General features: G+C 57.5%; 28 protein-coding genes. 9 read left to right on the forward strand and 19 right to left on the reverse strand.

What is annotated here, in order from left to right:
• Nucleotides 1-10 precede the first annotated feature (10 nt).
• From IC235_RS03920 to IC235_RS03940, 5 genes are all read right to left on the reverse strand, one after another.
• Nucleotides 11-229 (reverse strand): CsbD family protein, encoded by a 219-nt coding sequence (locus IC235_RS03920; RefSeq protein ID WP_191003866.1) that lies wholly within the window; start codon nucleotides 227-229, stop codon nucleotides 11-13.
• 261 nt (nucleotides 230-490) lie between these two features.
• Nucleotides 491-742, reverse strand: a complete 252-nt coding sequence (locus IC235_RS03925) for a hypothetical protein (protein ID WP_191003867.1) — start codon at nucleotides 740-742, stop codon at nucleotides 491-493.
• A gap of 111 nt (nucleotides 743-853) precedes the next feature.
• On the reverse strand, nucleotides 854-1,720 hold the full coding sequence (locus IC235_RS03930; RefSeq protein ID WP_191003868.1) for a hypothetical protein: 867 nt from the start codon (nucleotides 1,718-1,720) through the stop codon (nucleotides 854-856).
• A gap of 93 nt (nucleotides 1,721-1,813) precedes the next feature.
• Complete coding sequence (locus IC235_RS03935) at nucleotides 1,814-2,509, reverse strand: DUF2306 domain-containing protein (protein ID WP_191003869.1); 696 nt, start codon at nucleotides 2,507-2,509, stop codon at nucleotides 1,814-1,816.
• 204 nt (nucleotides 2,510-2,713) lie between these two features.
• Nucleotides 2,714-2,965: a hypothetical protein gene (locus IC235_RS03940; protein WP_191003870.1), complete on the reverse strand. Its 252-nt coding sequence runs from the start codon at nucleotides 2,963-2,965 to the stop codon at nucleotides 2,714-2,716.
• A 224-nt stretch (nucleotides 2,966-3,189) separates the two neighbouring features.
• Here IC235_RS03940 and IC235_RS03945 point away from each other — a divergent pair, with 224 nt between their 5' ends.
• Nucleotides 3,190-4,761: a hypothetical protein gene (locus IC235_RS03945; protein WP_191003871.1), complete on the forward strand. Its 1,572-nt coding sequence runs from the start codon at nucleotides 3,190-3,192 to the stop codon at nucleotides 4,759-4,761.
• Nucleotides 4,762-4,842: 81 nt separating this feature from the next.
• Here the strand turns inward: IC235_RS03945 and IC235_RS03950 are convergent, their stop codons facing one another.
• Nucleotides 4,843-5,220: a hypothetical protein gene (locus tag IC235_RS03950; protein WP_191003872.1), complete on the reverse strand. Its 378-nt coding sequence runs from the start codon at nucleotides 5,218-5,220 to the stop codon at nucleotides 4,843-4,845.
• A gap of 159 nt (nucleotides 5,221-5,379) precedes the next feature.
• Between IC235_RS03950 and IC235_RS03955 the strand changes: the two genes are divergently transcribed.
• The 3 genes from IC235_RS03955 to IC235_RS03965 all read left to right on the forward strand — a co-directional run bounded on the left by IC235_RS03955 (nucleotide 5,380) and on the right by IC235_RS03965 (nucleotide 8,025).
• Nucleotides 5,380-5,778 (forward strand): hypothetical protein, encoded by a 399-nt coding sequence (locus IC235_RS03955; protein ID WP_191003873.1) that lies wholly within the window; start codon nucleotides 5,380-5,382, stop codon nucleotides 5,776-5,778.
• 115 nt (nucleotides 5,779-5,893) lie between these two features.
• Nucleotides 5,894-6,910 carry a hypothetical protein gene (locus IC235_RS03960; RefSeq protein ID WP_191003874.1) on the forward strand — a complete coding sequence of 339 codons (1,017 nt, stop codon included), beginning with the start codon at nucleotides 5,894-5,896 and terminating at the stop codon, nucleotides 6,908-6,910.
• Nucleotides 6,911-7,017: 107 nt separating this feature from the next.
• A complete protein-coding gene (locus tag IC235_RS03965; RefSeq protein ID WP_191003875.1) occupies nucleotides 7,018-8,025 on the forward strand; it encodes a DUF3089 domain-containing protein in 1,008 nt (335 codons plus the stop codon).
• Nucleotides 8,026-8,426: 401 nt separating this feature from the next.
• On the opposite strand, the gene tsf is transcribed toward IC235_RS03965, so the two are convergent.
• From tsf to rplM, 4 genes are all read right to left on the reverse strand, one after another.
• Nucleotides 8,427-9,263: a translation elongation factor Ts gene (gene tsf, locus IC235_RS03970; protein ID WP_191003876.1), complete on the reverse strand. Its 837-nt coding sequence runs from the start codon at nucleotides 9,261-9,263 to the stop codon at nucleotides 8,427-8,429.
• A gap of 148 nt (nucleotides 9,264-9,411) precedes the next feature.
• Complete coding sequence (rpsB, locus tag IC235_RS03975; protein ID WP_191003877.1) at nucleotides 9,412-10,179, reverse strand: 30S ribosomal protein S2; 768 nt, start codon at nucleotides 10,177-10,179, stop codon at nucleotides 9,412-9,414.
• A gap of 18 nt (nucleotides 10,180-10,197) precedes the next feature.
• Nucleotides 10,198-10,584, reverse strand: a complete 387-nt coding sequence (gene rpsI, locus IC235_RS03980) for a 30S ribosomal protein S9 (RefSeq protein ID WP_191003878.1) — start codon at nucleotides 10,582-10,584, stop codon at nucleotides 10,198-10,200.
• Nucleotides 10,585-10,685: 101 nt separating this feature from the next.
• On the reverse strand, nucleotides 10,686-11,138 hold the full coding sequence (gene rplM, locus IC235_RS03985; protein ID WP_191003879.1) for a 50S ribosomal protein L13: 453 nt from the start codon (nucleotides 11,136-11,138) through the stop codon (nucleotides 10,686-10,688).
• A gap of 211 nt (nucleotides 11,139-11,349) precedes the next feature.
• Between rplM and IC235_RS03990 the strand changes: the two genes are divergently transcribed.
• Complete coding sequence (locus tag IC235_RS03990; RefSeq protein ID WP_191003880.1) at nucleotides 11,350-12,813, forward strand: DUF2029 domain-containing protein; 1,464 nt, start codon at nucleotides 11,350-11,352, stop codon at nucleotides 12,811-12,813.
• 6 nt (nucleotides 12,814-12,819) lie between these two features.
• Here IC235_RS03990 and IC235_RS03995 read toward each other — a convergent pair whose 3' ends face one another.
• Nucleotides 12,820-13,533, reverse strand: a complete 714-nt coding sequence (locus IC235_RS03995; protein ID WP_191003881.1) for an RluA family pseudouridine synthase — start codon at nucleotides 13,531-13,533, stop codon at nucleotides 12,820-12,822.
• Between the two features lie 64 nt (nucleotides 13,534-13,597).
• A complete protein-coding gene (locus IC235_RS04000) occupies nucleotides 13,598-14,668 on the reverse strand; it encodes a sensor histidine kinase (protein WP_191003882.1) in 1,071 nt (356 codons plus the stop codon).
• Nucleotides 14,669-14,831: 163 nt separating this feature from the next.
• Here IC235_RS04000 and IC235_RS04005 point away from each other — a divergent pair, with 163 nt between their 5' ends.
• The gene (locus IC235_RS04005; protein ID WP_191003883.1) at nucleotides 14,832-15,377 is read left to right on the forward strand and encodes a DUF3575 domain-containing protein; all 546 of its coding nucleotides are present in this window, start codon (nucleotides 14,832-14,834) and stop codon (nucleotides 15,375-15,377) included.
• 73 nt (nucleotides 15,378-15,450) lie between these two features.
• On the opposite strand, the gene IC235_RS04010 is transcribed toward IC235_RS04005, so the two are convergent.
• The 4 genes from IC235_RS04010 to recA all read right to left on the reverse strand — a co-directional run bounded on the left by IC235_RS04010 (nucleotide 15,451) and on the right by recA (nucleotide 19,164).
• Complete coding sequence (locus IC235_RS04010) at nucleotides 15,451-16,146, reverse strand: response regulator transcription factor (protein WP_191003884.1); 696 nt, start codon at nucleotides 16,144-16,146, stop codon at nucleotides 15,451-15,453.
• 98 nt (nucleotides 16,147-16,244) lie between these two features.
• On the reverse strand, nucleotides 16,245-17,036 hold the full coding sequence (locus tag IC235_RS04015) for a DUF2490 domain-containing protein (protein WP_191003885.1): 792 nt from the start codon (nucleotides 17,034-17,036) through the stop codon (nucleotides 16,245-16,247).
• A gap of 47 nt (nucleotides 17,037-17,083) precedes the next feature.
• A complete protein-coding gene (locus IC235_RS04020) occupies nucleotides 17,084-17,902 on the reverse strand; it encodes a DUF3108 domain-containing protein (RefSeq protein ID WP_191003886.1) in 819 nt (272 codons plus the stop codon).
• A gap of 164 nt (nucleotides 17,903-18,066) precedes the next feature.
• The gene (recA, locus tag IC235_RS04025) at nucleotides 18,067-19,164 is read right to left on the reverse strand and encodes a recombinase RecA (RefSeq protein WP_191003887.1); all 1,098 of its coding nucleotides are present in this window, start codon (nucleotides 19,162-19,164) and stop codon (nucleotides 18,067-18,069) included.
• Nucleotides 19,165-19,363: 199 nt separating this feature from the next.
• Between recA and IC235_RS04030 the strand changes: the two genes are divergently transcribed.
• Nucleotides 19,364-20,578 (forward strand): hypothetical protein, encoded by a 1,215-nt coding sequence (locus IC235_RS04030; protein WP_191003888.1) that lies wholly within the window; start codon nucleotides 19,364-19,366, stop codon nucleotides 20,576-20,578.
• Nucleotides 20,579-20,659: 81 nt separating this feature from the next.
• On the opposite strand, the gene IC235_RS04035 is transcribed toward IC235_RS04030, so the two are convergent.
• Nucleotides 20,660-21,217 (reverse strand): GNAT family N-acetyltransferase, encoded by a 558-nt coding sequence (locus tag IC235_RS04035; protein ID WP_191003889.1) that lies wholly within the window; start codon nucleotides 21,215-21,217, stop codon nucleotides 20,660-20,662.
• Nucleotides 21,218-21,391: 174 nt separating this feature from the next.
• On the opposite strand from IC235_RS04035, the gene IC235_RS04040 reads away from it, so the two are divergent.
• Together IC235_RS04040 and IC235_RS04045 are read left to right on the forward strand one after the other, a co-directional pair.
• Entirely contained in the window at nucleotides 21,392-22,096 is a 705-nt protein-coding gene (locus IC235_RS04040) for a hypothetical protein (RefSeq protein WP_191003890.1), read from the forward strand.
• Nucleotides 22,097-22,144: 48 nt separating this feature from the next.
• A complete protein-coding gene (locus tag IC235_RS04045) occupies nucleotides 22,145-22,777 on the forward strand; it encodes a Crp/Fnr family transcriptional regulator (RefSeq protein WP_191003891.1) in 633 nt (210 codons plus the stop codon).
• 398 nt (nucleotides 22,778-23,175) lie between these two features.
• On the opposite strand, the gene IC235_RS04050 is transcribed toward IC235_RS04045, so the two are convergent.
• On the reverse strand, nucleotides 23,176-23,601 hold the full coding sequence (locus tag IC235_RS04050) for a hypothetical protein (protein WP_191003892.1): 426 nt from the start codon (nucleotides 23,599-23,601) through the stop codon (nucleotides 23,176-23,178).
• Nucleotides 23,602-23,693: 92 nt separating this feature from the next.
• Entirely contained in the window at nucleotides 23,694-24,659 is a 966-nt protein-coding gene (locus IC235_RS04055) for an AAA family ATPase (RefSeq protein WP_191003893.1), read from the reverse strand.
• Nucleotides 24,660-24,685: the final 26 nt, after the last annotated feature.

The raw sequence follows: 24,685 nt of genomic DNA on the forward strand, positions 1-24,685 counted from the left end.
ATGCAGCGGGCTAGAACGTCCGGCTGAACCAGTTTTTAATGTCTTCGACGGCGTGGCCGGTTTTCTCCTGCAAGCGGCCGAACCATTCGTCCTGCTTGCCGTCCTCATAGTCCAGGTCATTATCGGTGAGAGTACCCCACTTCTGCTTGGCCTGTCCTTTGATTTCGTTCCAGTTGCCACGAGCTTTTAGCTCGGTTTGATCGTTGATGTTATTCTGGTTGATATCCATGGCTCTACGGAAATATAAGTGGAAGGGGAAGGATGAAGTTTCTGCTTGTTTATACGCCTTGCCGGTGGCCAGGGTTGAGTCAGGTTCGGCAATGCCCGAATCTTATTGTTTTCCGGAGCTGTCCGGGTCGCCTCCTGGCCCAGAGCAGATTGCCCGGCAGTAATCCGAAGTACCGGTTTGCTGCTGCGAAGAGTGAGCGTGGCCACAAAAAAGCCCCGCTATAATGGTAGCGGGGCTTTTTTGTGCCAAGGGTAGGGCCCCTTACTTCTGTTTCGCGGGCATTTCTTCCACTATTTTATTGGCGGGCTGGTTGCGTACTACGGCGGTGTCGCCGGGCTCGCGAGCAATGTCAGCCTTGGCACTGTCCACGGCGTTTTCGATGGCGTTACCAGCGTTGGTAGCGGTGTTTTCAGTGGCCGTAGCCGCGTTGTCGGCCTTTTTGTCGGAGCAAGAAGTGGTGGCGAAGGCACCGAAGGCCGCCACGGTGAACAGGGTCTGGATGGACAGTTTCATGGATTTTGAAAGGAAATGATGGAAAACATCCTTAATCAGTTTCTTTTCAAAAGGTAACCCGCAAAACAATAGTGCCGATCTTGCTGGGGGCCCCGAATGGCAGCAGCTTGGCTACAGGCCCTTGGAATTGCCTACCTGAGCCAGTGCTGCACCGGGCTCCGCCCACCACTCCTCGTTCTCCCAGTAGTTCTCCCAACCCAGCTTGGCATATTTGGGGTTAAGTTCCAGGTCTCGTTCGCCAATGCTGAAATCCTCGAGCACTTCGTTGGCTATCTCATCAAATTGAGCAGCGAACATAACGGGTTTCGTTTTGTTGGTCGACTTGCTAGCCCAGTTCCCGGTAAACCGATAGCCAGCGCCCCGCGCGCCGTATTTCCCGCCTGAAAATGGGTATACCTCCAGGTTTCCGTTTTTATTGAAAAAGAAATCCAGGGCCATGGTGCCCCGGAAGATGCCGTCCGTACGGGTACCCAACTGCTCGGAAAATTCAAAGGTGCCTAGCGCGACGCGTACTACGTCTTCCTGCAATTCTATATCGGGGGTGCTGGGCTGCTCATTGAGTAACTGCGTTATGCGGATACTCCCCGTAAAAGGGCTAATGGTTTTCTTGTAGCGGTTCTTGCCCGTCACTAGAAAGAGGGCGGGGTCGGTGGCGTCGCGGGTAATAGAGGTGAAGACGAATTCTATCCGATAGTTGTCGACGCCGAAAAAGCCGTTGTGGACGGCAAGCTCATGCTCCTGGTGCTGAGCGAGGTTTCGCCACAGAGGTGATAAGTCATTGTCTTGCAGAAAGGCCAGCATATCCGGCGTGAGCTTCGTACTGGATGTTCTCAGGGCCACTGCTCCAGGAGTTATTTCCGCCGGCGTGGCTGTGGTAACGGTAGCTACTGTTGTCGCGACAGTGGCCTGCCTGGGCGACTGCTGCTGGCAAGCACCGGCCAGCAAGGCTAGTAGCGGTAAAAAAGGAAGCAGTTTCATGCGCTGAGAATTTAAGGAAGTTGCTGAGCCTGGCGGGTGGCCTAACGTAAATATATTCACTCATGTTATCACACCGGCCTTGCAAAATTATTTTTAATCTTTGAAATATTTCAACGGTACGGGTGGCGCCAAGGCTTGCGCGTACCATCGGCCTAAGCCTGCCTGCACCAGCACCTCGGCCAGTAGCAGATTGCCGGTCCAGGAAAGCCAGGTTACGGTAAGGTAGGTTTCAATGGGCTTAGTGTGAAACACGTAGTAGAGCCCGTAGCTTTCCAGGCGTAGGCTCATGGCAGCCAGCGTGATGGCGTAGGCCCGCAGCATCCATTCGGCGTGGAGCAGCCAGCGGCGCTGCCGGGCCATTCGGTAGGCGTGCCCCGTAGCCAGCCACCATACCAGGCACTGCATCGTAAAGCCTATTTTGGCCGCCAGCCCGCCGTTGGCGAACGCGGCCAGAATCAGGCCCGAGGGCGCGGCCAGGGCCAGGATGGAAACCACGTAGACTTTGCCCAGCGTGCGATGCAGCCTGGGCCGCCAGCGGTAAAGCGCTGGTACGAACTGCAAAAGCCCGGCCACCAGTGCCCATAAGCTGCTGGTGATGTGCACGTAAAAGCCGAGTCGGAACAGGCTGTTGTCGTTCGTGGCGGCCGACTTGGTGGTCAGAAACAGAATGCCTTTCTCAAAGCTCAGATAGGGAAGCACCTTCGAGAGCATGAGCGCGCTAAAGACTCCCACGGCCAGAAAGGCTAGCAGCTGGGCGATGCGCGAAGCAAGGGGAAGCGAAGCGGGCATAGGGAAGTAAATGTACCTGTCTAGCAGTCCATTCTGCGCGGCAAGCGGTAACGCAGGACCTCCGCATAGCAGAACAATTGCCGGAGCAACAACCTGATTTATTGATATAAGTCCCTGCACACTGCTCAGGATAGTCGGTTAGGGCTTCACCTTACCCTTGCCCGGGCCAGGAGTAGGGAGGTCGGTTTGCACGGTGGAGGCACCTTACCTCTGTTTTGCGGATATTTCTTCCACTATTTTAGTAACGGGTTGGTTCTGTACCATTGCGGTGTCGCCGGGCTCGCGGGCGACGTCAGCCTTGGCGTTACCGACGGCGTTTCCTGTGGTATTACCAGCGCCAGTAGCGGTATTTTCGGTGGTGGCGTCGGCGACCCTTTTTTCGGAGCAGAAGCAGAAGGTAGTAGTGAAAGCAGCGAAAGCTACCACTGCGAACAAGGTAATGATAGGTAGTTTCATGGACTCAGGGGAGCAGTGGAAAACATCCTTAATCGATTTCCTTTCACAAGGTAACCCACAAAATGATGTTGCCGAACTCGCTTAGCAATGGTCCTACCCAGCTGTGAAGTAGGCCATTGGGCATGACTGATGCGGTTGCCAGCAGGTTGCCGGAAAGGAGAAGACGGCCCACCCTTACCGGATTTTCTGGTAGTCAAAAAGCCGCGAGGGCGTAATTTGCTGCCATGGACGACCTGCGGACAACCCTTTTAACGCTGAGCCCCGGTGAGCAGCGCGAATTTGGCGAGTTCATTCAGCGCCAGCGCCGCAAGTCGGCGGGGCGGCAAGATTCGCGGCTCTACGAACTGCTGGTGCAGCCCAAGGAGCTTACCACCCCGCAACTCATTGCCAAGCTCTACCCCGGCGAGCCCAATCCCATAGCGTATTACGCACTCCGCAAGCGCCTGATGCGCCACCTGACCGATTACCTGGTGCTGCGCCAACGCCAACTCGACACCACGGCCGCGGCCTCGGTGTGGGGGCTGCTCACCCTGGCCCAGTACCTGTTCGAAACCGGCATTCCGCGCCTGGCGTGGAATACGCTGCGCAAGGCCGAAAAGCTGGCCCGCGACAACGGGCAGTACGAGCCCCTGAACGCGGTGTACAACTTGCAAATCCAGCACGCCAACTCACCCTACGCCGAGCCGCTGGCCGAAATTATTGCCCGGCGCCACGCCAATAAAAAAGCTGCCGACGAAGAGGAGCGCGCCAATATCGCCGACAGCCTGCTGCGGCAACGCCTGCGCGAGGCGCGCAAGAAGGGCCGGGCCGCGGCCCCCCTCGATACCATCATGCACGACATTCTGGTTGAGTACGACCTGCAGGAAGCTTTCGCCCGCTCGCCGTCGCTGCTGTGTCGGCTCTTGTCCATTGCCCGCAGTGCCATGCTGGTGCGCCGCGACTTCGCCTCCTTTGCCGTCTTCACCGAGCGTTGCTACCGGCTTATGGAGCGGCGCCCCGGCTTCGCCCCGGCCCAGCGGGGCTACCAGCTCCGGCTGCTCTATATGCTCGCGCACGCCCTCTACCGCTCGCGCCATTTCGCCGAATCCATTGCTTACCTCGAGCAGGGGCAGGTGCTGTTGCAAGGCGCATCGGCCCGCAAATACGCCGAATTAGCTCCCCGCTTCACTTTTCTTCTGGCGGCCAACCTGGGGTTTATTCGCCGCAATGCCGAAGGCATTGCCTTGCTGGAACAGGCGCTAAAAGCGTCTCCCGCCCTGCCGCTGGGGGAGGAGCTCACGGCCCGCCTCCAACTTGTGTTCCACTATTTTGCCGAAGGCAACTTTAGCAAAGCCAACCAGGCCCTCCTCCGCCTGGGCCGCACCGACCATTGGCTGGAAGAACACCTGGGCCTGGAGTGGCTGCTGAATAAAAACATGGCCGAAATGTTCATCCAGCTGGAATTAGGCTATGAAGATCTGGCCCTGGCCCGCCTCAAATCCATTGAGCGCAGCTTGCGCGAGCAGTTTCCCGCCGGGCCCGCCGTTGCCGGCTCGGCTACTGCGCCCGCCGCCGAAGCCGGGCCGGTCGGCGGGCCTTACCAGTATATTCTTCGTTTCCTGGAGTTGGTGCACAATGTTATCAACGACCCCGCCGCGGCTCAACGTCCGGCGTTCGCGGCCCGGGTGGCCGACCTGCCTACGTTCTTGCCGCTGCAGCGCGAAGACCTACAAGCGCTGAGTTTCTACGCCTGGCTGCGGGCGCGCATGCTCGCCCGCCCCTACTATGAGGTGTTGCTGGAGGTAGCCAGCCGATAGCTGCTGGCAAAAAAAGCCCGTGCATCGTACGCACGGGCTTTTTAGAATAAGTTGATCTGGTTTGAAGCAGAAGCGAGCTTACTAGCGGTTGGCTTCTTTCAGGTTCTCTTTGGTTTGCTTCGCGGAACGCTCAACCGCGTTGCCGAGTCGTTCCAGCTTGGCGTCGACCTTGGCCCCGGCGGCATCAAGCTTGGCATCTGCTTCGGCTACTTTGGCGTCCATTTTCTTGCCGGCCGCGTCGAGTTTAGCGTCGAGCTTATCGGCGGCGGTGTCCAGCTTGTTGCTGGCTTTGTCGGCCGCCGACTCTACTTTTTCACCAGCCTGGTCGAGGGCGGCATCGGCCTGGTCGATGGTCGCATCGGTCTTGGCTTCGGCGTTCTTCTGCTCGGTTTCGGTGCAGGCAGTAGTACTCAGGGCCACGGCAGCAGCAACAAACAAGGTTTTAAGCGACATTTTCATGGGAAAAGTGAGTGTGGTGAATGGAATGCTGTTTAATCAAGGTCAACCCAAAAGGTAACCCATCCCACCCGGCCGTTCTTGAGTAGCGGCCCACCCCCGGCTAACTTTTTAGCCTCCGCGCTAGTATAGCCCTTACCGAACTCCTTACCTCACTTCCCCATGGACTCCACCGCCACCACTCCGCAAACGCCCGTCATGCCCGAAGTCCCGATGGCCGTGACCGATCAGCAAAATACCGCCCTTCTCGACGATACAATAACCTTTCTCACGGCGAGTACGCCCACCAACTCCGGCCCCCAGGGCCTTGCCGAAGTTGAGCGGTGGACCGCCGTGCTGTCGGCTTCCGACCGGCCCGGCCTGGCTAAAATCAAGCAGGAGCTCAACCAGCTCGGGATTTTCCTGGCCGACCCCAAAACGCCGGCCCACGACGTGGCCGAGGTGTTGGCCAGCCTCGGCGCCGAAACCGCTAAAGTCGCCGACGATGCCGGGGCCTACAGCGACCCCCTCAGCAACCTGAGCAAGCTACTCATCCGGGCCGGCAACACCTTGTCGCGGTAGTGCGGCACTCCGTAACCAGCGTAGCGCGAACTTTGCGGTTCACATCCTCACCCCACCTGGAAATTGTTCCGGTGGTTTGTGCTGATGCGAATACCACTGTTCGCGCTATTGTTTCATGGCTCCCTACACTCCCGCCGACCTGCTGCCCTACGACCCCTTCCAAGGCATGCGATTTGGCCCCGATACCTGCTTTCTCAGCGGTCAGCCCGTCGGCTCTGACGATACCATCCCCGTCTTCGCCGACTGGCTGCAAGCCCGCTACAGTCTGGCCGACCGGCCCATCCAGCTACTGGACCAGCGCACTGTGCTCATCCGCGAGCTGCGCCTGCCCGCCAGCCCGGCCGTGCGCCAGCGCATCGAGGAGCTCGAAAGCTGGGTCGAAGCGGCGGCGGCGCAGGGGCCCGCCGCCCTCCGGGCGCTTGGCGACGACACCTTGTTTCTGTGGCTGGGCAAGATGTTCTACGGCGTTTTTATCACGGAGCTGCTAAACGAGCTCGAGCCACTGATAAAGCCCAAGTACCCCCTAGCCGAAAATGCCGCCTTGGTTCGCCGGTTTCAGGCATTTTTTCAGTTGTTGCAGGGCCTGCGCGTGCCCACCGAATACGCCGACTTTGTGCCGGGCTCCGTTTTCGTGCTGGAAGCCGACCCCACCGAAGATGCCCAGCCATTTGAATACGACGACGACTTAAATACGCTCGTCTTCAGTATCAAGCTTGATAGCGCCGTGCTGGTGGCCTGCCTGGTCGACATCGGCCTGATTGGCCAGGCCATGGGACGGGTTTACCAGGACGCCCAGCGCCCGCTTCACCCCGTGCAAATTGCCGAGTTTAAGGCTCGCGTGTACTACGCGGCTCACCTGCTGCACGTCGTGCCCGACCTCTACCCGCGGGCTCCCCGGGCCGGCGACACCAAGCTGGTGTTCGATGCCTTGATTGATGACGTGACCGCCTCCATCTTCAACCCCTGGGAAAACGGGGCTTACGCCCAAACCTTGGCTGAGATGTGGCAGCGCTGGAACATCACCCTCGCCGACGTAGTCCGCAACCCCGCCGAGCCCCTGAGTTTGTTGTACGACGAAGCCAGCCAGCCCCGGCAAATCAAGCATTGGCCGTTAACGCCCCCGGCAGAATGAGCAGACCGTCATTTTTCATGGATTATTATTCTTGCCAGCGAGAGCGCAGGTCGTGCCTAAAGCAGCCGTGGGGCCGGGTGGCAAGGCTGGCCAGCTGCGCTCTGCTAATGGCTTTGCCGCTCACATCCTGCCTTAAGCTAATCGAGCCGCGCCGCGATTTCGCCACCTACACCCCTGCTGCCGGTCCCGACTACGCTCAGGACAGCTACTGGGCGGCCCTGCCCACGCGCCGGGACTCCGCCGATGCCGTGCCCCGCAACACCCACCTGCGCGACGAGCAAGCTTCCGCCGTGGCCGACGTTTTCTTTGTGCATCCTACCACGTTCTATCGTTCGCAGGCTTGGAATGCGGATTTAGCCAAACCCCGGCTGAACCGCTTCACCGACCGCAGCACCATCCGGCACCAAGCCAGTGCTTTCAATGCCGCGGGTCGCATTTACGCCCCGCGCTACCGGCAGGCTACCCTGTATTCGTTTTTCGACGAGCAAACACCTAACGGGCAGGCGGCCCTCGACCTCGCTTACTCCGACGTTAAAGCCGCTTTCCGCTACTATCTGGCGCACTACAATCAAGGGCGCCCCATTATCATCGCGGGCCACAGCCAGGGCACTGCCCACGCCACGCGCCTGGTTCACGACTTCTTCGACAACGACCCCGGGCTCCGCCGTCAGCTCGTGGCCGCCTACCTCATCGGCTATAAAGTGAAGCCCGATGAATACCTGTCCATTCGGCCCTGCGCCGATTCGTTGGCTACCGGCTGCTTCGTGACGTATAACGCGGTTGCCAAAGGCAACGAATACCCGCCCTTTCGTGGCTTGGCCGTAACCAACCCCCTCACCTGGACGATGGATACGCTGCTGGCGTCCGCCAGCCTCAACCGGGGTGGCGTCAGCCAAGCGTTCAAGCGCATCGACCCGCACGTCACCGACGCCAAAATCCATCGGGGGCTGCTGTGGGTGACCCCGCCCAAGCCCGGCCGCTACCCGCGCTTCCTGCTGCCCGGCCGCCTCGAGCTGCGCCACTCCTTTCACATCGCCGACTACGGTCTGTTCTACCTGAACATTCGCGAGAATGCCAAGGCCCGGGTACGGGCCTGGCAGCTAAATAATAAATGAAAGCAGGCTGCTGTTGGCAACGAGATACTTTTCAGCGGGGTGATAGGTCATACTCAAATCGGACGCGAAAATGAGTGAGGGGAGTATCGGGGTTTCTACTGTTAAATGATTCGATTGAATTCCAAAATTGGGCTTCGTCAAAATCAGCAAAGTCGTTTACTGAGGCCAGCGCCAAGTTGTGTAATTGATAAGCCACTGGCCCCGCATACCGGCCAATACTGATGGCTCGGGTATCATCATGTGTAGTTAAAGGCACCGGACTGGTTCTGATATCTAATAGAAATTGATAGATAATGCCACGGTAGGCCGCTTTTCGTAAGTCATCCATTCCGCAGAATCAAGATAAAAAAAAGCCCGTCGGCACAATGCCGACGGGCTTACAATTTAGCTAAAAGGGGCAATTAAGCGCCGATAGCGACCCGCTTGAAGTCCGAAACCGTCATGCCTTTCGACTTGCTGTCGAGCAGGGCGGCAATGGTCAGGGAGTTGTCTTTCACAAACTCCTGGTTCAGCAGCGTGTTCTCTTTGTAGAACTTGTTGAGCTTGCCTTGCGCAATTTTCTCCAACATCGCTTCCGGCTTGCCTTCGGCGCGTGCTTGCTCTTTGCCGATTTCGATTTCGCGTTCCACCGTGGCCGAGTCTACTCCGTCTTTGTCAACGGCTACGGGCTTCATGGCCACGATTTGCATGGCCACGTCGCGGCCCACGGCAGCAGCGTCGGCCGAGCCTACATTCTTCAGGCCCACGAGTACGCCCTTCTTGCTATCGGAGTGAATATAGGAAGCTACCTTCTCCGCGGTCAGCGTGGCGTAGGTCAGGTCCAGCTTCTCGCCGATTTTGCCCATCAGGTCAGTGATGTGCTCCTGAATGGTCAGGCCATCGTCTTCCTTCACGGCCAGCAAGTCTTCCTTGGTCGCGGCGTTGGTACGCACGGCGGCATCCAGGGTGCGTTGCACCAGCTCGCGGAAGCTAGCCACTTTGGCTACCGATTCGGTTTCGCAGGCCAGGGCGACCAGCTTGCCGCTGGTGCCGTCTTCGCTTACGCTAACGGCTACAAAGCCTTCCGATGTTTCGTTCTCGGCCCGCTTGTCGGCGATTTTCTGACCGGCCTTGCGCAAAATGTCGCGGGCAGCTTCGAAGTCACCATCGGCTTCGGTCAGGGCTTTTTTGCAATCCATCATGCCCGCACCAGTCATGGTGCGGAGCTTGTTTACGTCTGCGGCGGTAATAGCGGCCATTTGAAGTAGCGCGGACTTTAAGCCCGCGAATTAAGTGGAGGTGTAGGGTTAAAATAGTCGCGAACCCCAGGTTCGCGTTACAGAAAAAGGGAACCTCCGGAGCCTAGCTACTCGAAGGTTCCCTTCTTTCAAAGAGCGAAAAAAGCGCTTATTCTTCGTCAGCAGCGGTTTTCTCAGCGATGGCTGCCTCATCGGCTTCCTTGCGCTCAGCGTCTTCTTTGTCGACTTTGCGCTCCGACAGACCGTCTTCGATGGCCTTGCCAATCACGCCCACGATGAGCTGAATCGACTTCGAGGCGTCGTCGTTGGCCGGAATCGGGAACTGTACCAACTCGGGGTTGGAGTTCGTGTCGCAGATGGCAAACACCGGGATGCCCAGCTTATGCGCTTCCTTTACGGCAATGTGCTCGCGCTTCACGTCCACCACGAAGAGGGCGGCGGGCAGGCGGCCGAGGTCGGCAATACCCCCCAGCACGCGGTCCAGCTTGGCCCGCTCCCGCGACATCATCAGCTTTTCGCGCTTGGCGAGTGCGGCGTAGGCCGTGTTCTCTTTCACCATTTTGTCGATGGTGGCCATTTTCTTCAGCGACTTGCGCACCGTGGCGAAGTTGGTGAGCATACCTCCCAGCCACCGGTCGGTGACGTAGGGCATCTTCAGGCGCTCAGCTTCGGTGGTTACAATTTCCTGAGCCTGCTTTTTCGTGGCGACGAACATCACCTTGCGGCCGCTCTTCGCGATGTTGCGAATAGCCTGGGCGGCGTAGTCGAGCGAAACCAGGGTTTTGTTGAGGTCGATGATGTGGATGCCGTTCTTCTCCATGAAGATGTACGGCGCCATTTTGGGGTCCCACTTGCGCGTGAGGTGGCCAAAATGGGCACCTGCGTCGAGCAGGTCCTTATAAGTAGTCTGAGCCATGATAGGTTTCTTCCTGGTTTAGCGTTTCGAGAACTGGAACGAGCGGCGAGCCTTGCGCTTGCCAAATTTCTTGCGTTCCACCATGCGCGGGTCGCGGGTCAGGAAGCCTTCCTTCTTCAAAGCAGGGCGACTTTCCTCGTTGTCGCTCACGAGCGCCTTGGTGATGGCCAGCCGGATGGCCTCGGCCTGGGCCGAAATGCCGCCGCCGCGCACGTTCACCTTAATGTCGTACTGGCCGACTTGCTCGAGGATTGCCAGGGGTTGGTTCACGACGTTTTCCAGCAACTCGTTGCTGAAATACGACTTCATGTCCCGGTCATTGATAGTGATATTCCCTTGCCCGGCCTGCATGTAAATGCGGGCCACCGAGGTTTTTCTTCTACCAGAAGTGTTGGTAATTGCCATTTAGGTTAAAAAATTGTGAAAATGTGCTGGATGTGAAAAATGTGAAAAATGAGAACAGTGGTTAATCTCCACATTTTCACATCTCCACATTTACCCACCTATTAAAGGTTTTTGAGTTCGATAGCCACGGGCTGCTGGGCCTCGTGGGGGTGCTCAGTGCCCGGGTACACGTACAGGTTGCGGTACTGAGCCGAACCCAGCTTGTTGTCTTGCAGCATGCCTTTCACCGCGTGCTCGATTACCCGACGCGAGTCACGGTTCATTTGCTCGCGCACCGTGCGACGCTTCTGGCCACCGGGGTAGCCCGAGTGGGTGATGTAAACCTTTTCGGTCATCTTCTTGCCCGTTACGCGCAGCTTGTCAGCGTTGATAACGATGACGTTGTCGCCGCAGTCCGAGTTAGGGGTGAACGAAGGCTTGTGCTTGCCCCGCAGAATGTTGGCAATCTGCGAGCAAACGCGGCCCAGCGGGGCTACGCTGGCGTCTACGATAACCCAGCTCTTCTGGGCGTTGGCCTTATTGACGTGGGTCGTCTTGAAGCTCAGGTGGTCCATGAGTCGAAAAAAAGGTATGCTAAACTATTGAATAAGAAGCCCGAGCTGGTTAAGGTTCGGAAAAAACGGACACAAAGGTACTGATAATCCGAGAGAATGCCAAACGTGAGTAGGTAGTTTTTCCACTGATAACCGGAGTTGCGGCACTTATCCAAGCCCAACCAGGTGCGTAAGGTGAGCACAAGCGTACTTTTGAGGCATATTGTTCGCTATGAATTCATCAGTTGCCCTTCCATACTCGGCTGCTTCCACTCGTCGGGCCCTTCTGTTATTAGCCATCCTACTGTTGCTATCAGTTGTGGTAGCGTTCATCACGACTAATACTTACGATTCGGGCGATAGCATCAAGCACTACCTGTTTGCGCGGTACGCATTCCAGTACCCCATGAATTACCTGGATTCGTGGGCTAAGCCGTTGTTCACCCTCGTGGCCTCGGTGCCGGCGCAGGCGGGGTTTATGGGCATGAAGCTTTTTCAGTGTGGGGTAGTGGCCGTGTCAGCCTGGTGCGCCTACGTGGTGGCTCGCAGCCTGCGGCTGCCGGTGCCGGAGCTGGCTATTCTGTTTGCCTACGCGACGCCGGACTATTTCATCATCCAGTTTTCGGGCCTTACGGAGCCGCTGTTCGGGTTGGTGCTGGTGAGCGCCGTCATGCTGGCAGTCACTAACCGCCCGGGGTGGTCGGCGGCGCTCATTTCCTGGCTGCCCTTTGTGCGGTCCGAAGGGTTTATTCTGCTTGGGCTATGGGTGGTGTACTTCGCCTGGCGCCGGCAGTGGCGCTATCTGCCACTGCTGGTGGTGGGCTACGTGGTATTCAGCGCCGTGGGAGCCATTGTAATGCATGAGCCCGGCTGGGTTTTTGGCCATAATCCGTACGCTACGATATCGGTATACGGGCACGGTGCATGGGGCCATTTCGTGTTCAACCTGCCCGGGTTGTTGGGGTGGGTGCTGCTACTACTGGCGGTAGTTGGGGGTGGGCGAATGGTACTCGACCTGCTGCACCCGGAGCATCGCCAGCGGCCCCTATTCAGCGCGGAGCTGCTACTGATTTATGGCAGCATTTGCGTTTTTATTGCGGCGCATACCATCTTTTGGGCATTGGGCTTGTTCAATTCGTTTGGCATGACCAGAGTGCTCACGGTGACGGCACCATTGTTTGCCATAGTAGCGCTCAGAGGCCTGACCTGGCTGGCGCAACTGGGCCGGACGCCGGAAGCCCAACGGCGCATTCGGATTGCGGCGGTAGTAGCGGTAGTAGCCTTCTTGTTTCTCGGAACGCGGCAGGGCTTTCGCTGGGAACGCGACTTCACTCGCCCGGCCGACCAGGAAGTGCTGGAAAATGCTGCCGCCTGGATTCGTAAGACGTACGGGCAAGGTACGCGGCCTTTGGCGTATGAGGCTGTTTATATAGCAATAGCTACGAAAAACAATTTTTTCGATCCAACCGAGCACCCGCCCATTGCGGTGAGCCAGGACGGCCGGGTGGAGTCGCTGCCAGTGGGTACGCTGCTGGTGTGGGACGACTGGTTCGCCCCTACCGAAGGCCATGTGCAATTGTCCAAGCTGCGTTCGGATGCGCGTTTCCGCGAGCTATACCAGGACGCGAAACCGCGCAACCGTCGGCATCCGGAACGTGATACCACTCGCGTAATCGTGTTTGAGCGCGTACAATAATCCGCTTTACTGATTTTGCCGCAGCGTGTCCACCAGTACCCGGAAATCCTTCGGATAGGGCGCTTCGACAGCTATTTCCTCATCGTTCAGCCCCGAAAACCGCAGCTGTACGGCGTGCAGGGCAAACCGCTTGATGAACGGCTGCTCTTCTTCACCCTCCTTCAGGTTAAATTTCTTTTTAAGGGTAGAAAGGTAGAAATCCTCCCCGCCATAGTCCTTGTCGCCAATAATGGGTGCTTGCAAGTACATGAGGTGCAGCCGGATCTGGTGCATGCGGCCGGTGATGGGCTCACACAGGACCAGAGAGTGCCGGGCGAAGTTTTCGAGCGTGGTAAAATAGGTTTCGGCGGGCTTGCCTTTGTAAGCGAGGCGTGCCCGGCCGCGGGTAGTGGTTTCGATATTGCGCTCGACCAACTGGTGGTCGAAGTGGGGCGTGCCCCACACCGCGGCGTGGTACTGCTTCTTTACCTCGCGGTTCTCAAACTGCATGGCGAGGTGGCGGTAGGCGGCCGGGTTTTTGGCGAAGGCCAGCGCGCCGCTGGTTTCCCGGTCGAGGCGGTGGGCGGCCTGAATATCGTCGTAGTGCTGGCGGGCGAGGCGCAGCATATTGGGCGCACCACCTACCCGCTCGTCGAGCGTAGCCAGAAACGGGGGCTTATTCACAACGAGGTAGTCGTCGTTTTCAAAAATAACGAGGTCAGAAAAAGTAGGAAGCTTCATACGCAGCCGCAAAGGTACGGCTAACACCCGGCGGAGCCGAAGCCGAAACGAGGGCTCGGTTCGACTACTTTCTTTCTTCGGTTCCTCCGTTTTTGGGTTTGCTTAGTTTGAATTCCAGCGTCGTGCCTTCGCCGATGGTGCTTTTAACCCGGATAGTGGATTTATGGGCTTCGACGATGTGCTTGCTGATGGCCAGGCCCAGGCCCGAACCCCCCGATTCGCGGGAGCGGCTCTTGTCAATTCGGTAGAACCGCTCGAAGATGCGGCCTTGGTGCTCGGGGGCAATGCCGGTGCCGTCGTCGCGCACGGCAACCCGCACGGAGCGGCCCGTTTCGACCAGTGATACCAGCACCCGGCCCTGGTCGCGGCCGTACTTGATGGCGTTGTCGATCAGGTTAACCAATACCTGGCGGATGCGGTTGCGGTCGGCTACCACGGCGATGCCGGTGGCGGGCAGCGAGGGCGGAAACAGTTCGAGGCTGGTGCCGCGCCGTGCCGCCTGCTGCTCCAGCAGCTCAAAGATTTCGCGGACCAGCGTTATTAAGTCGAAGCGCTGGCGCCGCATGCGCACCACGCCCTTTTCGAGCTGAGCAATGGTAACCAGGTCTTGCACCAGCGCGTTTAGCGTGTCTAGGCTGGTGGCGGCTTTGCTTAAAAATTTGCGGCGGGTAGCTAGGTCGATTTCGTCTTCTTCATCATCGAGGATGGTGTGTACGAAGCCTTGAGCGGCGAAGAGCGGGGTTTTCAACTCGTGCGACACATCGGCCAGGAACTCCCGGCGCAGAGCCTGCAAACGCACGAGTTCATCCAACTCTTGCTGGCGGCGCTCGGCCATAAGCAGGATTTCGTCGCGTACGCGCTTCACTGGCTCGGGCCGAAACAGGAACTTGTTGCTCAGCCGCTTGAATTCCTTGCGCTTGATGTGTTCCAAGCCCGCGTAGATGCCGTTGATCTCGCGAAAAATCAGCGCTTCAAAGGACAGATAAACCAACAAAAAGCACGCGGCCACGGTAACGCCAGCGGCCAAAAAGGCCTCCCGAAACGGCAGCGTGGGCCCGAAATGGGCGTAAGTCGTGAGCACGCCCGCTACCAGCAGCGAAATGAGGATGGCAATGGTGCGAGAGGAGAGATTCATGAACCGTCGTAATCGAAAATGTAATAAAGAAAAGAGCGCATCCGAGAGCTCAGCCCTATAGATTTCATTATCAAATAAAAAAAGTCCGTTAAAGTCGTGCTATTACATAAAGTTGTCTAACTTTGTGCAGGAAAACTATTTCCGGATTTAATATAATGCTTTGATGAAAAGACTACTCCTCACTTTAGGCATCATCAGCAGCGGTACCTTGATGGCTAATGCGCAAAGCAATGCGTTAAAATTAAACCTGTTTAGCTTACCCGTTAAAACCGCGTCGGTGTTCTTTGAGCACGCGGTGGGTGAACAGAGCTCGGTGCAGTTGGGCTTTGCCTACACCGGTTTCTCTGTGAGCGATACCAAATTTTCAGGCTTTAGCATTACGCCTGAATACCACTTCTTCTTAACTGGCGAGGCAATGAAGGGTTTCTACATTGGGCCATATGCCCGTTACCAGAACTACACTTTGTCGAGCGAAGAGTCTTTCGCTGGCAGCACTCAAAAAAATGAAGCTACGCTATCTACCTTTGGCGGGGGTATTAACCTGGGTTACCAGTGGGTATTCAAGCAGCGCGTCGTGTTGGAGCCTTTCCTGCGCACAGGCTATAGCTCGGGCTCACTGAAGGTAAAATCCGGGGACGATAACTTCAGCTTGGGTGTGTTTAATGGCTTTGGCATACTGCCGGGCCTGAATCTAGGTGTTGCCTTCTAAGCGTAGATAGCTGAGCCTATAAAAAGGGCTGACCTGCACCTCGCAGGTCAGCCCTTTTTATAAGCTCAGTTACTTAATCGGCGTTGAACTTGTAGCCCACACCCTTGATAGTCTGGATGTGGTGGTCGCCAACTTTTTCGCGCACCTTGCGCACGTGTACGTCGACGGTGCGGGCCAGCACGAATACGTCGTTGCCCCAGATATTCTGGAGTAGCTCTTCGCGGTTGAATACCTTGTGGGGGGAGGCGGCGAGGAAGGCCAGCAGCTCAAACTCCTTCTTGGGCAGGGTGATTTTGCGGCCCTCCTGGTACACGGCAAAGCCCGTGCGGTCGATGCGCAGGCCGTTGATGTCGATGGCGTCGATGGTGCCGTGGGGGTCTTGGTCGCGGCGTTTCACGGCCGCTAAGCGGCCGAGCAGGGCGCGGGGCTTAATGGGCTTGGCAATGAAGTCGTCGGCGCCGGCCTCAAAGGCGGCCACTTCGGAGAACTCCTCGGCGCGAGCCGTCAGAAACAGAATGTAGGTGTCTTTGAACTTGGCCTGCTCGCGCAGGAGGCGGCAGGTAGCGATACCATCGAGGTTGGGCATCATCACATCGAGCAGGATGATGTCGGGGCTGAACTCGGCGGCGAGGTCCAGCGCTTTGCGGCCGTCGCTGGCGGAGGCAGTCTGGTAGCCTTCTTTCCGCAAATTAAATTCGAGCAGCTCAACGATGTCCGGGTCGTCGTCAACCACAAGAATCTTGTACACGGGCGATTTAGAAGCAGTCACGTCGTTAGGGCTTAAGTGAAGCAGAGTGTTGCTCCCACAAAAGTACCGCCAACTACGTTGCGGCCGATGTTACGATTGTGTGATGCGCAGGGTAGCGCTTAGTCCTGCTGGGAAGGCAGGCTCTGGGGGTCGGTTTTGGGCCGGCGCGGCGATAATCGATAGGTTAGCGCAAGCACCAGGCTGTTTTTCGCGGAGGTAGCCGGCGGCGTGAATATGCCCTGCTGGAAAGCGGCCGTGCTGAAGTTGGCTTGCTTGACCCAGCCGGCTTGCCCAATCCAGTGCGCGTTGAGCTGATAGCCAACCCCCGCGTAAATCCGGTTGCGCTCGAACGTAGGACCTACTGGGTTCAGAAAGATCTCGTCGTAAACCGATAAGAAAACGGTGTGAGCGGCAATGCTTTTTTGATTGAGCGGCACGAAGGCATTCAGCCGGTAGCGAATCCGCTGGCGAAAAACGTCGGCCCCGTCGCGTTGGCTGAACCACCGCTGCTCGACGCGATAGCGGTGCTCTAGCTTGAGCCGGGTCAGGAACTGGCTGAGGACGAGTTGTTCCCACAGGCGTTTCTCTATGCTCAGGGGGCCATCGCCCAGCGCCGACGGCTGGTAGGTAGCGTAGCGTCCACCCCCGACCAGGACCGTAAAATTGGGGTCCAAATCGTAGCTGACGCCGCCCTTCAGCTCGTTGTAAAAATATTCTTGGAATAAGCTGTTGGTACGGGCCTGCACTTCGACAAAGCCACCCCACTTTCGGGTGCCACCGGGTAGCACCACCGTGCCGACAAACCAATTGCCCCAGGGCGTTCCGGCCGCGGCCGAGGTTTGCGCCCAGGCACCTTCATTCAGCCAGAGTAGGCCAAAAAGGGCGAAGAATACAGGTCTGGAAAGAAGCAAAAGCCCGGTGAGGTTGGAGGCCAGTAATTACGTTTTGTGGAGGTTGCTTAATTCACTTTATTCAGCGGAGCTTTCAGTCCCTGGTAACGCACCATATCTACCTTCACACTGCCCACAAACATCTCGGCCTTGAACAATACCGGAATCTTGTTGCGGTCGTCGGAGAGGTACACCGAGATGGCATTTTCGCCGCGAAACAGCTTGTTGCTCGGCATTTTAGGCACTAGCTTGAAGGTGCGGATGTCGCCAGCTTTGGTTTCCACAATCTCGCGGCCTTTGTAAGTCACTTCCAGCATAAAGTTGTCGCCGTCGAAGTAGCCGGGCATTTTAATAACTTCCCCCACCTTCATGCGGTCGAAGTTAAGGGTACGGAGGTAATAGAAGCCGCTCACCAGTTCCAGGGTGTTGTTGGCTATCTTCACGGTAGTGCGTTTGGGGTTCTCCTTATCGTGATCCTGTACTTCCGCGATGTCGTGCAGGTGGTCGAAGTCGACGGTTTCCTTTTTGCGGTAGTTCTTCTCGGCAATGTCGCGCTGGGCGCGGATCGGCAGGATGCTAGTGGTATCGATATAGGCGCGCCATTGGTCGCGGATGCGCAGAAAAAAATCGAACGACCCCGTGGTACGGCCACTCACAGTGGCTTTGTAGCAGGGGCGGTCGTTCACGCGCTCCAAGCTGCCGCCCGTTTCCACGGTGGCCTCGCCGCCGTTGATCAGGCCGTAGTGCACGGTATACTTAATAACCTCACCTCGGCCAAAACTCGACTGGGGTATGTTGCGCACGGCGTCGCCGGGGCCTAGCCCAGGCTGCGCGGCAGCTAATAACACCAGGATGAAGGGAGCCAAATAAAGTCGGCAGCGGTTCATAGCAATTAGGAGAAAAGGAACGGGTTGGGCGTAGACAAACGCAGTGCCAGCCTCCGCAACCGTAAAGATACAGACGTAAAAAAGCCCGATGCGTGTTACATCGGGCTTTTTAAGCGGTTAGCAGCCGAGAGAAGAAGACTACAGCTTTTACCGTTGAGCTTTATTTACAGCGTATCGTCGCCGTCTTCGGGGCCACTCATGTCCACGGGAATAACGTCTTCGTCGCCCTTGGCCATGGTGCGGATTTTACCTTCGATTTCAGCGGCGAGCTCGGGGTTGTCGAGCAGCAGCGTTTTCACGGCTTCGCGGCCCTGGCCAATTTTAGTATCGCCATAGTTAAACCACGAGCCCGACTTGCCGATGATGCCCATGTCGACACCCAAGTCAACGATTTCGCCCACTTTCGAAATGCCCTGACCGTAGATGATGTCGAACTCAACCACTTTGAAGGGGGGCGCAACTTTGTTCTTCACCACTTTCACCTTGGTGCGGTTGCCGGTTACGTTGTCCTTGTCTTCCTTGATTTGGCCGATGCGACGGATGTCGAGGCGAACCGACGCGTAGAACTTCAAGGCGTTACCGCCGGTGGTGGTTTCGGGCGAGCCGAACATAACGCCGATTTTCTCGCGCAGCTGGTTGATGAACACGCAGCAGCAGCCCGTTTTATTGATGGTGCCGGTGAGCTTGCGCAGGGCCTGGCTCATGAGGCGGGCGTGAAGGCCGACTTTCGAGTCGCCCATGTCGCCTTCGAGTTCACCTTTAGGCACGAGGGCGGCCACGGAGTCGATAATGATAATGTCGATGGCCCCGGACGAAATCAGCTGGTCGGCGATTTCGAGGGCCTGCTCGCCGTTGTCGGGCTGGGCGATGAGCAGGTTAGTGGTGTCGATGCCGAGTTTCTCGGCGTAAGATTTGTCGAAGGCATGCTCGGCATCGATGAAGGCAGCCATGCCGCCTTTCTTCTGCGCTTCGGCAATCATGTGCATGGTTAGGGTCGTCTTACCCGACGATTCCGGGCCATAGATTTCAACCACGCGACCGCGGGGCACGCCGCCAATGCCCAAGGCAATATCCAGGCTGAGCGAACCAGTACTGATGCTCGGAATGTCACCAACCTTGTCGTCACTGAGCTTCATCACGGTGCCTTTGCCGTAGGCTTTGTCCAGCTTATCGAGCGTGAGCTGGAGGGCTTTCATTTTTTCGGCTGCGACGTTGGTCTCAGCCTTGTCGGCTTTTGAGGCCTTTTCAGTAGCTACTGCCATGGGAGTTGGGAAAAAGAATTAGGTTTGGTAAAGTTAAGGGTTTTGCCGCCTTTGCAATCAAATAAATCTATTTCCTAAGTAAAACTTAGCATAGACCCTTTTACAGCGGCTTTTTCTAACATACCGTTCAGCAGTTTCGTGCCGTAGGAAGGGGAAATATATGAGGAATTATCTAAAAATTTTAGTTGGCCTTGGGGCTGTGCTAATTAGAGTGGGAGAGGCGCGCGCCCAGCTGGACAATCGGGCGTTTACTTCCCCCGAGCCCGGCAACGTCCGCTTCGGCATTGCGGGGCCGGACTTCGTTAGAACCCGCGAAAATGCTGACTCCTTAGCTGCCAGCAGAGCGAGCAGCCAAGGTCCACGCGCTATTGAGAAGGAGGGCGACTTGCGGCTGGCACTCAATTCCTTCGGCTTCTTCAAAGACAACGAGTACTTCAACCAGATAGTGGACGGCTACACCTTGTTTGGCTGGCAGCTAAACCCGCAGCTCGTCTATTATCCTACCAAAGACCTGCGCTTAGAAGGCGGCGTCTTTCTCTGGAAAGATTTTGGCAACCCGGTGCTGCAACAGGCGCGGCCTACCTACCGCGCTACCTGGACGACTGGCCGCCACCAATTCGTGTTGGGCAACACTCGCCCCAACCTCAACCACGGCTACATCGAGCCCCTTTTCAACTTCGAGCGGGTCATGCTAAATCCGCTGGAAGAAGGATTGCAGTACCGCTACCTCAGCCCCCGGCTGTGGATGGATGTGTGGGTAGACTGGCAGCGGCAGCAGTACCGCTACAGTACCTATCAGGAGGAAATAGCTGGTGGCCTGAGCAGCAGCTACCGCCTCAGTGGCGACGATAATGACTGGCAAGTGTCGGTCCCCTTCCAGTTTACGGCTACGCACAAAGGTGGACAGATTGATACGCTGGATAAGCCCTTGCAAACCCTCCTCAACGAAGCTGTTGGCCTGAGTTTGCGCCACTCGCTAAGCGGCTCGAACATACAAGGCATACGGTTCAATGGCTACGTGCTGGGCTTCCAGGATTATTCCTTCGCCTTCCAGACCCCATTTAAATACGGCCGGGCCCTGTACCTGAATACTACCCTCGAAACCCGCTACGCCAACGTGATGCTGAGCTACTGGCAGGGTTCACGGTTTATCGCGCCGTTGGGGGGCGACTTATACCAGAGCCTGTCGCGCACGGTCTCGAATCCGGATTTTATCGACCGCAACCGGCACATTTTACTGGTCCGACTGCTGCGCGACTTCCATATTTCCGACGCGGCTGCGCTCACCGTGCGCGTGGAGCCAGTTTATGACTTCAACGCCCAACTGCTGGACTTTTCGTTTGGCATATACCTGAACTTTCGGCAGGAATGGCTGCTGGGCAACATCGGCGAGCGGGTGCGGGCCGGGCAGTAAAGGGTGAGGCGTGAGTTGTCCGCCCGGTCGGCGAGTTTGGTGGGCTGCCTCATAAGAAGCCGGAAGCCCTCCTGCTTATGCTTATGACGCTTTCCCGTCCCGCGCAAGCCAGAAGTAGCGGATGTTACCCGTCGTAGCCGAGCTGCGGAGCCAGAATGGGGCCCGGGGTGGTGACTCGGGGCGGAAGCCGACGGCGTGCGCCACGGCCTGGCCCCGGTCGTTATCGGCAAAGCAGCGGATGAGTAGGCGCTGCCGGCCCACGGCCTCAAACCCGAACGCGGCCACCGCGGCCAGGGCCTCACGGGCGTAGCCGTGCCCTTCGGCGGGGGCGGCCAGGTAATAACCAATCTCGGCCTGGCCTTTGGCCTGGGGCATGAGGCAGATGTCGCCGAGGTAGGCCTTAGTGCTACGGTGCCAGATGCCGAATACGTAGAAGCGGCCCGATTGCCAGTCCTGCGCGAAAGCTTGCAGGGCCCTGGTAGCATCGGCCAGGGTGCGCACGGACTGAAGGCGGTCGGGGAATGAGGGTTGAAACCGAGCCCGGTCGGCGTCGAGCAAGGCGAAGAAAGGTTCAGCGTCGGTCAGCTCGTAGGGCCGCAAACAGAGGCGGGTGGTAAGCAGGGGGGCGCGAGGCAGCATAAGGCGATGATACGGGAAAGGCCCGGACCTTAGTAACCAGCCACTGGCTTTCGCGTGGGAAATCGCGCAATTAGCAAAAAGCATTTTTCTTGACTTTTATCATGCTCCTGGAGGGGCAATGGGCAGGCTTCTTGTCAACGGAAGCGAAACCATCACCTCATTTAACAAATTTCTATGAAATCACTCTCATTCGTCCGCCTCATTAATACCCTGTTGGTCGTGACCAGCTTGGCTTTCGGGCTCAGCAGCTGCCAAAAGGAAGACTCGGATAACGTAAACCAAGACCGTATTTACGCCGACTATTCGCTCGTGTACGACAAGGGCGAAAACAAAACCTTCGCTCGGGCCGCCTTTCGCTTTGGTAATGTCACGGGTACAGCACTGGAATTGAAGGCGCCTTCGGAGGTCCGCTTTGGGTCGGATGCGCCCACATTTGTTCCGGGCGTTAATTACTATGAAAGGTCATATCCCGGCTTGCAAAATCAAATCACGTTCACTTTCAAAGACATAAATGGTAAAACCTTCACCAACAGCATTAGCGCCCTGGAACCCATAGAGTTTCCGGCCAGCTTTACTACCCTCACCAAAGGTACTGCCTATCCCCTGAGCTGGGACGGGCCCGTAGTGCGCCCGGGCGAATTTGTAGACGTAACTCTCGACGGAGCCGGTCCGACCGATCCCATTCAATCGTTTCTGCAGTTACAAGCGGGGGCTACCAGCCTGACTCTGGATGCGGACCGCATTGGCAGGGTGGACAACGGCGCTGGCCGAGTCGCTATCAGCCGCACCCGCAACGGCGCCTTACAGCAAGGAACGAGTGCCGGCGGTACGCTCACTTCCCGCTACCAGGGCCAATCCAAAACTATCATCGTTCAGTAAGGCTGCCTGGCCCTTTGGTCCGGCTCCCTCTTCACCCCTGCCTGCTACATGTCTGACCCGACTCTCGATGCCATTCCCGACCCGCGCAGTTGCCGTTTGCATCCGCTCCGGCTGGCCCAGCTGAAGCACTACGTGGAGCAACTGGTACGGCCCAGCCCAGCCGACTATGACCTGCTGCTGGGGCGCGTGCAAGAGCAACACTACAGCCGCGGCACCTACATGTTCGAGGCGGGTGAGCTGTGCCGGCACGTGTTTTTTATTACCCGCGGCATCGCCCGGCATTTTTACCGCGACGGCACTACCGAAGGCACTACCTGGTTTTCGTTGCCGGGCGACGTGATGACTGAGCCCGTTACTTTCCTGGGGCTTGCTCCTACCCCGAGTGTGTGTAGCCTGATTGCCGCCACCGACGTGCACGCCTTTCAGATAAGCCGCCAGCACCTGACCGAACTTTACGAATACAGCCCCACATGGGAACGGTTTGGGCGGTTGGTAGGCGAGCAGTATCTGCTGGAGCTATCGAAACGGGCCCTGTCTTTTCAGTTCAAGTCGGCCCGCCAACGCTACGACGAGCTACTGCTGACCCAGCCCACGTTGTTTAAGCACGTGCCGTTGGTGCAGATTGCCTCGTACCTGGGCATGGCGCCCGAAACCCTGAGCCGGCTGCGGGCCGAACGGTAAGAGGTCAACTATCAGTAAGTATAATAAGAAGGTCCTGCTCAGCTGGCATCCACGCCAGCCAGAGCAGGATCTTCTACTTTAAGTAGCTATCTCAAGTTGCGGAGTAGCCGCGTGGCGGCGAGAGGTTGGTAGAGCATGGTACCCCAGGTCAAACGAGAGCTGCGTCGCGGTGGCAGGGTTAGCAGCCGAAGGTGTCACCGCTACGCGGCTCTAAAACACCTGACCGACCTCTTTAAGTACTATCAACCTCCCGCCGCTACGCAGCTACTAGCAGAAGCAAGCGTACAGTTCTGCTGATGCTGTGTCTCCTGTTGACCGACTACTTATAAAAACAAGTGCCACCAACTGAGCAGCAGGCACTCGGATGAGGTACCAAGCAGAATAAGCCGGAGATCGGGCTATTTGCTCATGCTCTCGTATTGGCTGGGGCTGCCCAGAGCTTGTTGGGTGCGCATGATGTTCACCTGCCGGGCCGCCTCGTTGAAAAACTCTAACCGGCGGATGAGCATTTCCTTGGTTAGGACGCGACCCTCGGGCGTGCGCATAGTGGCCCGCCGGTCGTTTAGGATGTGCCGCATGGCCGCCAGGGTTGGGCCCTCGTGCTGCATAAACTGCTGCTGAAACTCCGCCAGCCGGGCCACGCCGGAAGTCGTGAGGCGGAAGTCTTCGCCCGCGCCCTGGTTGAGCACCTCGCACAGCACGTACACCTCAATGGGCAAGCTGGTTTCGAGGGCCGTAGTACGCAGGTCGAGGCCCGCCGCCAAGGCATCAAGGATGATGCGCACGTTGCGCTCAAATTGCTGGTAATAGGCTTGTGCTTCCATTTTTTGGTGCTTGGTGGTGCTTGGTGCTTGATGCCTGGTGCTTGGAATTAAAGAAAACCATGCACCAAGCACTAAGCATCAGGCACCAATAACTATAAAAGTTCTTTCACGATTTGCTCTACGCTTACGCCTTCGGCTTCGGCTTTGAAGTTGCGCACGAGGCGGTGACGCAGGATGGGCACGGCCACGGCCCGGACGTCTTCGATGTCGGGCGAGTACTTACCGTTGAGCAAGGCGTTGCACTTGGCGCCCACGACGAGGTGCTGCGAGGCCCGGGGGCCGGCGCCCCATTCCAGTAGCTGGTTGGTGCGCGGGGCGGCCCGCTCGGTATTGGGGCGGGTTTTGTGCACGAGGCTCACGGCGTACTCTATCACATTGTCGGCCACCGGTACGCGGCGGACCAACTCCTGGAAGGCCTGGATGTCGGCCGCATGGAGCACTTTACTAACCAGCTGCTTGCGGTCGGAGGTGGTGTTCTTGACGATATTCAGCTCTTCGGCGTAGCTGGGATAACCCAGCTCGATGTTGAACATAAACCGGTCGAGCTGCGCTTCGGGCAGGGGGTAAGTGCCTTCCTGCTCGATGGGGTTTTGGGTGGCCAGCACGAAGAACGGACGCGCCAGGGCGTAGCGCTGGCCCGCCACCGTGACGGCATACTCCTGCATCGACTCGAGCAGGGCCGCCTGCGTTTTGGGCGGTGTGCGGTTGATTTCGTCGGCCAGGATGATGTTGGCGAAAATGGGGCCTTTGACGAAATGGAAATCGCGCTGCTGATTCATCGTTTCCGAGCCCACGATGTCGGAGGGCATCAAATCGGGCGTGAACTGGATGCGGTTGAACGACAGGTCGAGCGAGTCGGCAATGGTTTGAATCAGCAGGGTTTTGGCCAGGCCGGGCACGCCCACCAGCAGGCTGTGCCCTTGCGAAAACACGGCGGTAAGCACCAGCCGCACCACATCGTCCTGCCCCACGATGACTTTACCAATTTCCTGGCGCAGCTTCTGGTAGGAGGCGGCCAGGGCATCGGCGGCTTCTTTGTCGGAGGGGAATGAGACCATTCGGAAGGTTAAGCGAAAAAAAGTCG

Origin of the sequence: Hymenobacter montanus (assembly GCF_014699115.1) — a bacterium.
In the GTDB taxonomy this organism is placed as follows: domain Bacteria; phylum Bacteroidota; class Bacteroidia; order Cytophagales; family Hymenobacteraceae; genus Hymenobacter; species Hymenobacter montanus.

Coding starts and splice junctions, on each gene's coding strand:
- IC235_RS03920 (WP_191003866.1), bottom strand. CDS start 229: ATGGATATCAACCAGAATAACATCAACGATCAAACCGAGCTAAAAGCT.
- IC235_RS03925 (WP_191003867.1), bottom strand. CDS start 742: ATGAAACTGTCCATCCAGACCCTGTTCACCGTGGCGGCCTTCGGTGCC.
- IC235_RS03930 (WP_191003868.1), bottom strand. CDS start 1,720: ATGAAACTGCTTCCTTTTTTACCGCTACTAGCCTTGCTGGCCGGTGCT.
- IC235_RS03935 (WP_191003869.1), bottom strand. CDS start 2,509: ATGCCCGCTTCGCTTCCCCTTGCTTCGCGCATCGCCCAGCTGCTAGCC.
- IC235_RS03940 (WP_191003870.1), bottom strand. CDS start 2,965: ATGAAACTACCTATCATTACCTTGTTCGCAGTGGTAGCTTTCGCTGCT.
- IC235_RS03945 (WP_191003871.1), top strand. CDS start 3,190: ATGGACGACCTGCGGACAACCCTTTTAACGCTGAGCCCCGGTGAGCAG.
- IC235_RS03950 (WP_191003872.1), bottom strand. CDS start 5,220: ATGAAAATGTCGCTTAAAACCTTGTTTGTTGCTGCTGCCGTGGCCCTG.
- IC235_RS03955 (WP_191003873.1), top strand. CDS start 5,380: ATGGACTCCACCGCCACCACTCCGCAAACGCCCGTCATGCCCGAAGTC.
- IC235_RS03960 (WP_191003874.1), top strand. CDS start 5,894: ATGGCTCCCTACACTCCCGCCGACCTGCTGCCCTACGACCCCTTCCAA.
- IC235_RS03965 (WP_191003875.1), top strand. CDS start 7,018: ATGGCTTTGCCGCTCACATCCTGCCTTAAGCTAATCGAGCCGCGCCGC.
- tsf (WP_191003876.1), bottom strand. CDS start 9,263: ATGGCCGCTATTACCGCCGCAGACGTAAACAAGCTCCGCACCATGACT.
- rpsB (WP_191003877.1), bottom strand. CDS start 10,179: ATGGCTCAGACTACTTATAAGGACCTGCTCGACGCAGGTGCCCATTTT.
- rpsI (WP_191003878.1), bottom strand. CDS start 10,584: ATGGCAATTACCAACACTTCTGGTAGAAGAAAAACCTCGGTGGCCCGC.
- rplM (WP_191003879.1), bottom strand. CDS start 11,138: ATGGACCACCTGAGCTTCAAGACGACCCACGTCAATAAGGCCAACGCC.
- IC235_RS03990 (WP_191003880.1), top strand. CDS start 11,350: ATGAATTCATCAGTTGCCCTTCCATACTCGGCTGCTTCCACTCGTCGG.
- IC235_RS03995 (WP_191003881.1), bottom strand. CDS start 13,533: ATGAAGCTTCCTACTTTTTCTGACCTCGTTATTTTTGAAAACGACGAC.
- IC235_RS04000 (WP_191003882.1), bottom strand. CDS start 14,668: ATGAATCTCTCCTCTCGCACCATTGCCATCCTCATTTCGCTGCTGGTA.
- IC235_RS04005 (WP_191003883.1), top strand. CDS start 14,832: ATGAAAAGACTACTCCTCACTTTAGGCATCATCAGCAGCGGTACCTTG.
- IC235_RS04020 (WP_191003886.1), bottom strand. CDS start 17,902: ATGAACCGCTGCCGACTTTATTTGGCTCCCTTCATCCTGGTGTTATTA.
- recA (WP_191003887.1), bottom strand. CDS start 19,164: ATGGCAGTAGCTACTGAAAAGGCCTCAAAAGCCGACAAGGCTGAGACC.
- IC235_RS04035 (WP_191003889.1), bottom strand. CDS start 21,217: ATGCTGCCTCGCGCCCCCCTGCTTACCACCCGCCTCTGTTTGCGGCCC.
- IC235_RS04040 (WP_191003890.1), top strand. CDS start 21,392: ATGAAATCACTCTCATTCGTCCGCCTCATTAATACCCTGTTGGTCGTG.
- IC235_RS04045 (WP_191003891.1), top strand. CDS start 22,145: ATGTCTGACCCGACTCTCGATGCCATTCCCGACCCGCGCAGTTGCCGT.
- IC235_RS04050 (WP_191003892.1), bottom strand. CDS start 23,601: ATGGAAGCACAAGCCTATTACCAGCAATTTGAGCGCAACGTGCGCATC.
- IC235_RS04055 (WP_191003893.1), bottom strand. CDS start 24,659: ATGGTCTCATTCCCCTCCGACAAAGAAGCCGCCGATGCCCTGGCCGCC.